Origin of the sequence: Olsenella sp. CU969 (assembly GCF_905219715.1) — a bacterium.
Classification (GTDB): Bacteria; Actinomycetota; Coriobacteriia; order Coriobacteriales; family Atopobiaceae; genus Granulimonas; species Granulimonas faecalis.
Genome location: NZ_CAJMXC010000082.1, coordinates 1 through 8,925 on the forward strand (window position 1 = coordinate 1; position 8,925 = coordinate 8,925).

An 8,925-nucleotide genomic window follows, 5' to 3' on the forward strand; every position below is an offset into this window, starting at 1 on the left:
TGACCGCGGCGGAGCTCGCGGCGATGCTGCCGGGGCGCACGGCCAAGGCGGTCAGGCGCATCCGGGAGCGCCACGGCCGCCACAGGGACGCGCCGCGGGCGCCGCTCTGCGCGGTGTGCGGGGCGCGCCCGGTGTACGTGGAGAGCCGGTCCGCGGGCCGGCTCGNGCTCTGNCAGNGCTGCTACGCCGACGAGGTGCNCCGCAGGGCCGAGGACAGGAAGCGCCTCAACGCGGCGCGCAGGCAGCTGGAGAGGGCCGAGGAAGCAAGGGCGAACCAAGGGAAGGGGCAGGCATGACCATGCGGGTGAGGGAGGTGCCCATCGGGGACGTGGTGCCCTACGAGGGCAACCCCAGGGACAACGAGGCGGCGGTGCCGGCGGTGGCCGAGAGCCTCAGGGAGTTCGGGTGGCGCCAGCCCATCGTGGTGGACGCCGACATGACGGTGGTCTGCGGCCACACCCGGCTCAAGGCGGCGAGGCACCTCGGCATGGAGACGGTGCCGGTGGTGGTGGCCGACGACCTCACGGCAGAGCAGGTGGCGGCCTACAGGCTCGCCGACAACCGCACCGCCGAGCTCGCGGAGTGGGACGCGGGCCTGCTCGCCCTCGAGCTCGACGGGCTCGCGGGCTTCGACATGGGCCGCTTCGGGTTCGACGAGTCGGACGCGGCGGTGGACGGCGACCCGCTGGAGTCCGTGGCCGAGGACGCGGCACCGGAGGTGGAGGACGCGCCGACCCGGGTCAAGCGCGGCGAGGTGTGGCTCCTAGGGCGCCACCGGCTCCTGTGCGGCGACGCCACGGACCCCGCCGACACGGCCCGCCTCGCGGGGGGGGGTGTCGCCGACCTCCTGCTGACCGACCCGCCCTACAACGTGGCGGTGGGCTCCCACGACGGCGAGGCCGAGCGGGCCGTGCGCCGCATGNGGGGCGACGGCGCCCTGATCGCCAACGACGACTGGCACGGCGACGACGAGGGCTTCAGGGCCTTCCTCGCGTCGGCCTTCAAGGCGGCCATGGGCGTCACGGCGCCGGGGGCCGCCTTCTATGTCTGGCACGCCGACAGCATGAGGGGCGACTTCCTCGAGGCGTGCGCCAGGGCAGAGATGCGCGTCCGCCAGGTCGTGGTGTGGGTCAAGGGGACCTTCACGCTCGGGCGCCAGGACTACCAGTGGCGCCACGAGCCGTGCCTCTACGGATGGAAGGACGGCGCCGCCCACCACTTCCGCGACTCCCGGCGCGAGTCGACCGTCATCGAGGACGGGGCGCCGGACATCGAGCACATGACCAAGGCCGAGCTCAGGGCCGCGCTGGAGGAGGTGTGGTCGGACAAGGTAGCGACCACGGTCGCCAGGTGTGAGAAGCCGGCCAGATCCGAGCAGCACCCGACCATGAAGCCGGTGCGCCTCATGGCCTACCTCATGGCCAACAGCACCGAGCCCGGCCAGACGGTGCTGGACCCGTTCTGCGGCTCCGGGACGACCCTCGTCGCCGCGGAGCAGCTGGGACGCACGTGCTGGGCCATGGAGCTCGACCCTCGCTACTGCGACGTGATCCTCGAGCGGTGGGAGCGGCTCACGGGCCGGACGGCGGTGCGAGAGGACTAGGCAGGGGCCCTGCGGGGCCCCTCTCCCATGCCGTGACACAGCCGGGATGATGGGGCCATGGCTACGAGGAAGAGTGACCCGAGGGACAACCTGCGCCCGGTGCGCACGACGGAGGAGGCCCGGAGCAGGGGCGCCGCCGGCGGCCGCCGGTCCGGCGAGGCGCGGCNGGCCAGNCGCACCATGCGCGAGCTGGCCCGCGACATGCTCGACTCCCCCGCCCCCGACCGGCTCGCGGCGCAGGTGCTGGCGGTGGCCCCGGGGGTGGCGGCGTCGGACGTGACCACGGGCGCCGTCATGCTCGCCGGGCAGGTCAACGCCGCCGCCAAGGGGAACGCCCAGGCTGCCNGCTACGTGTCGGAGCTGGCCNNCGCCTTCGACGAGGACGCCGGCGACGGGGCGCAGGGCCGCCCGTGGGCCGCCGACCTCTCCCTGCTCATCGGGCGCGACTTCGTGGACCTCCACCGCCGCATCCACGCCGGCGNGGTCACCGACGCGTGGCTCCCGGGCGGCCGAGGCAGCCTCAAGTCCTCGTACGCATCCCTCGAGATCGCCTCGGCCCTCATGGCCGACCCCGACGCCAACGCGCTCGTGGTCCAGAGCCGCCGGGTCAACATCAGGGACGCGTCCATGGCCCAGATGCTCTGGGCCTTCGACGTGCTCGGGGTGGCGGGCCTGTGGCGCCCCACGGGCTCCACCCTGCGCATCAACAACGTCGAGACGGGCCAGGCGGTGGTCNTCCGCGGCGTGGACGAGCCCAAGAAGCTGAAGTCCATCAAGCTCAGGCGCGGCCACTGGCGCTACCTCTGGGTGGAGGAGGCGGACCTGCTGCGCGGCATGGACGAGGTGCGCTCCATCCGCCAGACCGTGAGCCGCAGCCCCGCGCCCGTGCGCCGCATCNACACCTTCAACCCGCCCCGCACCCGGGACTCGTGGGCGAACCGCGAGGTGGCGAGGGTGAGGGAGGACCCGGCGCCGGGCGAGGCCGTGGCCGACTCCTGCTACACCGACGCCCCGCCCGAGTGGCTGGGCGAGCNGTTCGTCGCCGACGCCGAGGCGCTGAAGGAGGCGGACCCCGAGGCCTACCGCCACGAGTACCTGGGCGAGCCCGTGGGAGTCGGCGGCGAGGTCTTCGACCGGGTGGAGTTCCGCGCCGTCACNGACGCCGANAGCGCCGCCTTCGACCGCCCCATGGNCGGCCAGGACTTCGGCTGGTGGCCCGACCCGTGGGCCATGACGGTGTCGGAGTGGGACCCGGGGGCCCGCACGCTCACGACGTGGCGGGAGGACGGCGGCAACAAGCTCCAGCCGCCCGAGAGCGCCGAGAGGGCCCGGCACCTGCTCACATGGCCCGACGGGCCCGGCGGAAAGCCGGTGGAGCACCGCATCCGGGTCATGAGCGACGACGCGGCCCCCGAGCAGATCGCCGCCCAGCGCGACGCCGGCCTCGACGCGAGGGCAGCCGGCAAGGGCAACATGCGCACGGCCTCCTACCGCTGGCTCGCCGGCGTCCGCTGGGTCATCGACCCGCAGCGGTGCCCGCGCCTCGCCGAAGAGGTGCGCCACAAGCTCCACTGCCGCAGCCCCCAGGGCGAGTGGCTGGAGGAGGTCGAGGACGGCGACGACCACTACATCGACGCCACCCGCTACGCGGTGATGGGCATCGTGCGCCGGGCCCGGACGGCCTACCGGGGCGCGACCGGGGGCCCACGATAGCGGCGTACCCGACACGGAGGAGGGGCCGTGGCCTACTCGATACCGACCTGCGTCACCAACCGGCTGAAGGCCCTGAGCTACAGGCCGGACACCTCCATGGCCGAGCACGTGGCCCGGTGGTGGGAGTGGTACACGTCCACCGCCGGCTGGTACACCCAGTCCCAGGTGGTGCGGGGGCGCTGGTACACGNGCGAGATCTCCAGCCTCCATCCGGCCCGGCGGGTCTGCCGGGAGTGGGCGGCCACCATCCTGGACGACGACGCCACCACCTTCACCGTNGACGACGGGNGCGACGGCGCGTNNACGGCGGCCACNGACGCCCTGGCCGCGTGGGTGGCCGAGACCCGCTNCCTGCCCATCGCCCAGATGTGCGTCGAGAGGGCCTTCGCCACGGGCACCGGGGCCCTCGCCCTGTGGTTCGACGTGGTCGACGGCCGCCCGGCGCGCGTCAGGGCCCGGCGCTACGACGCCCGCATGGTCCTGCCGCTCTCCTGGGACGACGACGGGGTGACCGAGTGCGCCCTGTGCACCCAGGCCAACGTCGGCGGACGCAAGGTGGACCAGCTCCAGATGCACGTCCTCGACCCCGCCACGGGCACCTACCACGTCCGCACGGAGCTCTGGGCCAAGGACCGGCGCGTGAGCGACCCGGGCATCATCGAGGACTTCGACACGGGCACGGACCGGCCCACCTTCTGCATACTCAAGCCCGCCATCGACAACACCCGCGAGGACGGCACCTTCATGGGCCAGTCCGTCTTCGCCGACGNCCTGGACGCCATCAAGGGCGTGGACAACGCGTGGGACTCCATCCAGCGCGAGATCTCCGCATCCAAGATCAAGGTGTTCGCCACCGACGACATGTTCGACGTGGCCCCCGGCGAGGACGGCACCACCGCCCGCATCGTCCCGTGGGCCCCCGAGGACGTGGTCATCCGCCTCGCAGGCGACGGGACGCGCCCCACCCTCGAGACCTTCGCCCCCGACATCCGCCTCTCGCCCCTGCGCGACGCCCTGAACGTCGCGTGGGCCGAGGTGGGAGACATCGTGGGCTTCGGCAAGAACTACCTGCGCATGGACAAGGACGGCTCGGCCAAGACCGCCACCGAGGTCTCCAGCGACAACGCCGCCTTCGCCCGCAACATCAGAAAGCACGAGAACGGCATCGGCCCCGCCCTCGAGAGGATCCTGGGCGCCCTCGTGGAGGTGTCGGGGTGGGCGCCGGCCGGCAGCCGCGTGAGGGTGAACTTCGACGACTCGGTCATCACCGACACCCAGACCGAGAAGGCCACGGCCCTGGCCGAGGTGGGCGGCNGAGTCATGGCGCNGTGGGAGTACCGCGCCCGGTTCTACGGCGAGGACGAGGCCACGGCCCGCTCCCTCGCCGCCGAGTGCGCGCAGCCCTCGGTCGACGACCTGCTCGGTGCCGGGACGATGCTCTGATGCTCTCCCCCGAGGAGATCTCGGCCGCCGCCCGGGCGGCCGGGGCCTGCTACGAGGAGCTGGAGCTGGCCGTCCTCGAGGCCATATCCGGCTCGCTCGCCGCCGCCGTGGGGCGCGGCGACACCTACGCCGGCCTCGTCAAGGGGGCCAACGAGGCCCAGGCGGAGGCCCTGCGCATCCTCTCGGCGTCGCTCAGGCGCGTCCTCGACGCNGCAGGGTCCGACGCCCGGACGTCGCTCCTGCGCTCCCTCGAGGACGACCTCGACCGCATGGGCGTCGACGCGTCCCACCTCCCCGGGCTCGTCCAGGCGTCGCTCCACCAGAGCGGGCAGGAGGCCGTGCGCGGCCTCGCCGGCATCGTGCTGCGGGACAACCTCTCCATGGCCGCCGACGCCCGGAGCTCGTGGCTCTCCATCGCGTCGCGCTACGTCGCCGGCCACCAGGCCGGCGGCATGGGCTCGGAGGAGGCCGTCAGAAAGGCCGTGCGCGACCTCGCCGACCGCGGGGTCGCCGTGGTGGACTACGCCTCGGGGGCCCGGACCCGGGCCGACGCCGCCGTCAGGCGCCACCTGCGGAGCCAGATAAGCCAGACCGCGGCCGCCCGCACCGTGCAGGTCATGGACGGCACCGACTGGGACCTCGTGGAGGTGTCGAGCCACATCGGGGCCCGCCCGAGCCACGCCGAGTGGCAGGGGCGCGTCTACAGCCGCAGGGGGCGGCACCCGAGGTACCCAGACTTCCTCGCCGGGACCGGCTACGACGGCGTGCGGGGGCCCCACGCGGCCCTGGGCGACCGCCTCTGCGGCGTCAACTGCCGCCACAGCTTCGGTCCCTACCTCGAGGGCCAGCCCCGGGCCTACTCCCCCACCCCGGACGAGGACGCCGGGCTCGAGCGCGGCGAGGTCTACCGGGCCACCCAGCACCAGAGGGCCATAGAGCGCCGCATCCGGGCCGCCAAGCGGCGCGTGGCCGCCGACGAGGGGGCCGGCCTGGACAGCTCCCTCGAGCGCGTGCGGCTGGGGGTCGCCCAGAGGGAGATGCGCGAGTGGGTCAAGGGGCACCCCTACCTCCGCCGCCAGAGGGCCCGGGAGCAGGCCTCGGAGCTCGCAGCCCAGCCGAGGCCGATGACGCCGTCGGCGAGGGCCCGGGCGATGCGGGACGAGCGCGTGGAGCGGGGCCCGAACACAGTCCACCGCCCGGCNCAGAACAAGCACATCCCGGGGACGAAGGAGTACGGGGACAAGATGAGGTCCCTCAGGCTCAAGGCGGAGAAGAGGGGCGAGGACGCCTACCCGAGGCCGAGCTACTTCACCATGGGCGCCGACGAGGTGGTCCGGATGGTCGAGGGCGCCGTGGGCACCGGCAGGCCCCTCCACAGCACCGAGGGGGACTGGTACGGCAGGGAGATATGCCGCTCGGANTCCTTCGTCGGCTNCACCGTNGACNGAAACGGCATCGAGACACCGACTGAATGGTTTAAAATCCACTACAGCAAGAGGGGTGTCCACGGGGTGCCCACGAACCCACCGAGGGAGGACGGATGACCATCGACGACATCGAGGCCCTGAGCGGAAAGAGGGTGAAGGTCACCTGCACGAACGGGTTCGTCGCAGTGGGCTACATCGAAATGGAGACCGACAGCTACGACGAGGCGTGCGTCTACTGCGGCCGCGACGGGATACTCGGCCTCACACTCGACCANATCNCGTCCGTAGAGGTGCTCGAGGGCTAGGGGGAGCCATGCGCCGGGACATGGACATCGTCCGCTACATCCTCGCGACCGTGGGCGACGCCGACGGCCCGGTGGACATGTTGGGCCGGCTCCCCGAGGGCGTGTCGGAGGAGGCCATGGCCTACCACGTGAGGCTCCTCAGGGCCCACGGGCTCGTCGACGCCCCCGAGCCCGCCCGCGACCTGTGCGGCGGCTACATGGGCCTCACGGTCGACGGGCTCACCTGGGACGGCGAGGACTGGCTGGAGGCCACCGAGGACGGCCGCGTGTGGCGGCGCACCAAGGAGGTCGTGGCCAAGGCCGCCGGGAGCACCACCCTCGGGGTCATCAAGGAGACGGCGTCCCTCGTGGCCATGGGCCTCATCAGGGGGGAGCTCGGCCNCTAGGCAGCCCCCGGAAGCACGACGGAGCACGGGCCCCCACGGGGGCCCTTTTTCATGCCGCGACACCGGGGCGACCATCGAGNCACGCCCGGCCAGCGGAGAAGGGCCACCCATAGGCGCGGAGAGAACCGCGTAGACAAACCCATGGAGTAAGGGAGGACGCGTCATGAGCCACCACGAGGACGACGAGACCAAGGCCAAGGGCACCGAGCCCGAGACCGGCGAGCCCCAGGGCGACACCGGCGGCGGCGCCGAGCCCGAGGGCGAGGACGGCGACGTGGCCAAGCTCAAGGAAGCGTGCCCCTACCTGTTCCGCGCCCAGGGCCCCACGGCCTCCACCGGCGCAAAGCCCCAGGGGGCCTCCAGCGCCATCGACGACGCCATCGAGCGAGGCTTCAGGATCTAAGGAGAAGACATGCCTCTCGGAAGCTACGCAGTCAAGTACACCAACAAGCTCGACCAGGTCCTGGAGGCCGGCGTCAAGACCTCCGACCTGCTCGTGGACCAGTCCCTGCTCGGCGAGCTCGACGGGGCCGGCGAGATCAAGGTGCCCAAGCTCACCATGGACGGCCTGGCCGACTACAGCCGCGCCAACGGCTTCGTGGCCGGCGACGCGAGCTCCGAGTGGGAGACCCTCAAGCTCTCCTACGACCGCGGCCGCAGCTTCGCCGTGGACGCCGTGGACGACGAGGAGCGCGAGGCGCGGCTGTCCGCCAACCTCATGGGCGAGTTCGTGCGCACCAAGGTCGTGCCCGAGGTCGACGCCATCCGCTTCGCCCGCCTCTACGAGAACGCCGGCACCAAGAAGACCGGCTCCCTGGCGGCCTCCGGCGCCACCACCAAGGCCGTCCGCGCGGCCGAGGACGCCCTCGAGGACGCCGGCGCCGACATGGGCAACCTCGTCCTGTACGTCTCCAGCGCCACCAAGGGCGCCCTGCGCGACGAGGTGCCCCGCTCCTTCACCAACTCCGGCGACCCCGACTCCCGCATCTACCGCTTCGACGACATCCCCATCGTCACCGTGCCATCCGCCCGCTTCAAGACCTCCATCGAGCTCCTGGACGGCACCGCCGACGGCGAGACCGCCGGCGGCTACAAGGCGGCCACGGGCGCGGTCACCATGGACTTCGTGATCATGGAGAAGAGCGCGGCGAAGGCCATCCAGAAGCACGAGAAGCTCCGCTACTTCGCGNCCGACGTCAACCAGGCCAAGGACGCCCACCTGTGGNAGTACCGCCTGCTCCACGACCTGTTCGTGATGGGCAACAAGAAGGGCCTCATCTACGCCTACACCGCCACCGCCCCGACCAATCCCACGGAGTAGGCGGTGGGGCGCATCGTGGGCGCCCCGGTCCCCCAGCAGGACCGGGAGGCGAAGCCGAACAAGGCCCGCAAGCCGGCGGCCAAGCGGCCGGCCAAGGGCAACGAGAAGACCGGGGAGAAGCGGTAAGGGGCGGCCATGGGGAAAGCGACGGAGCTCACCTACGAGCGCTACACCGAGCTCGGCGGCACGCTCGCCGAGGGCACCTTCGAGGCGTCCGTGGGGGCCGCGTCCGCCTTCGTGGCCGCCGAGATCTGGCCCCACGGGCCGGCGGACGCCGCCGAGCGCGAGGCCGTCGAGCGAGCCGTGGCCGCCTGCGTCGACTGCGACGCCGCCTGGGGAGGGGACGGCTGGGCAGGCCCCGCGTCCTTCTCCATCGGCAGCTTCTCCGCGTCCGGCTCCCAGGGGGCGGCGTCGGCGGACTACGCGGCCGACATGGCGGCGGCCGCCCGGCGCCAGCTCGTGGGCACCTCCCTGCTGCTCAAGGTGGTGCGCTGATGCGCCCCATCCCCCGCCGGCTCCTCGCCGACACCGCCGCCTTCTCGGCCCCCGACGCCTCCGCCCGCTGGGCCGGGGGCTTCGGGGAGCCGGTGGAGTGGGACTGCGTGAGAGTCGAGCTGGACGTGGACTCCGTCGGGGTCCGGTGGGCCGACGACGCCCGCCCCTCCTGCGTGGTCTACGTCGACGCCGTCAACTCGCGGCCGGCCGCCCCGCCCGCCCTCGGCTCCCT

General features: G+C 72.7%; 9 protein-coding genes. All 9 read left to right on the forward strand.

Features of this window, described 5'->3' with window-relative positions; all coding sequences use genetic code 11:
- Window positions 1-292 precede the first annotated feature (292 nt).
- Window positions 293-1,603: a DNA modification methylase gene (locus JX283_RS08570; RefSeq protein WP_239652532.1), complete on the forward strand. Its 1,311-nt coding sequence runs from the start codon at window positions 293-295 to the stop codon at window positions 1,601-1,603.
- 57 nt (window positions 1,604-1,660) lie between these two features.
- Window positions 1,661-3,316 (forward strand): PBSX family phage terminase large subunit, encoded by a 1,656-nt coding sequence (locus tag JX283_RS07260; RefSeq protein ID WP_204829977.1) that lies wholly within the window; start codon window positions 1,661-1,663, stop codon window positions 3,314-3,316.
- Between the two features lie 1,442 nt (window positions 3,317-4,758).
- The gene (locus tag JX283_RS07265; protein ID WP_204829978.1) at window positions 4,759-6,303 is read left to right on the forward strand and encodes a phage minor capsid protein; all 1,545 of its coding nucleotides are present in this window, start codon (window positions 4,759-4,761) and stop codon (window positions 6,301-6,303) included.
- Window positions 6,304-6,511: 208 nt separating this feature from the next.
- Window positions 6,512-6,877, forward strand: a complete 366-nt coding sequence (locus tag JX283_RS07270) for a DUF2513 domain-containing protein (RefSeq protein WP_204829979.1) — start codon at window positions 6,512-6,514, stop codon at window positions 6,875-6,877.
- A 163-nt stretch (window positions 6,878-7,040) separates the two neighbouring features.
- Window positions 7,041-7,280: a hypothetical protein gene (locus JX283_RS07275; protein ID WP_204829980.1), complete on the forward strand. Its 240-nt coding sequence runs from the start codon at window positions 7,041-7,043 to the stop codon at window positions 7,278-7,280.
- Between the two features lie 9 nt (window positions 7,281-7,289).
- The gene (locus tag JX283_RS07280; RefSeq protein ID WP_204829981.1) at window positions 7,290-8,198 is read left to right on the forward strand and encodes a hypothetical protein; all 909 of its coding nucleotides are present in this window, start codon (window positions 7,290-7,292) and stop codon (window positions 8,196-8,198) included.
- 3 nt (window positions 8,199-8,201) lie between these two features.
- Window positions 8,202-8,324 (forward strand): hypothetical protein, encoded by a 123-nt coding sequence (locus JX283_RS08655; RefSeq protein WP_255533479.1) that lies wholly within the window; start codon window positions 8,202-8,204, stop codon window positions 8,322-8,324.
- A gap of 9 nt (window positions 8,325-8,333) precedes the next feature.
- Complete coding sequence (locus JX283_RS07285; RefSeq protein WP_204829982.1) at window positions 8,334-8,693, forward strand: hypothetical protein; 360 nt, start codon at window positions 8,334-8,336, stop codon at window positions 8,691-8,693.
- Window positions 8,693-8,925, forward strand: a 233-nt coding sequence (locus JX283_RS07290; RefSeq protein ID WP_204829983.1) for a hypothetical protein, incomplete at its 3' end; no start/stop codon positions are given. The genes JX283_RS07285 and JX283_RS07290, both read left to right, overlap by 1 nt.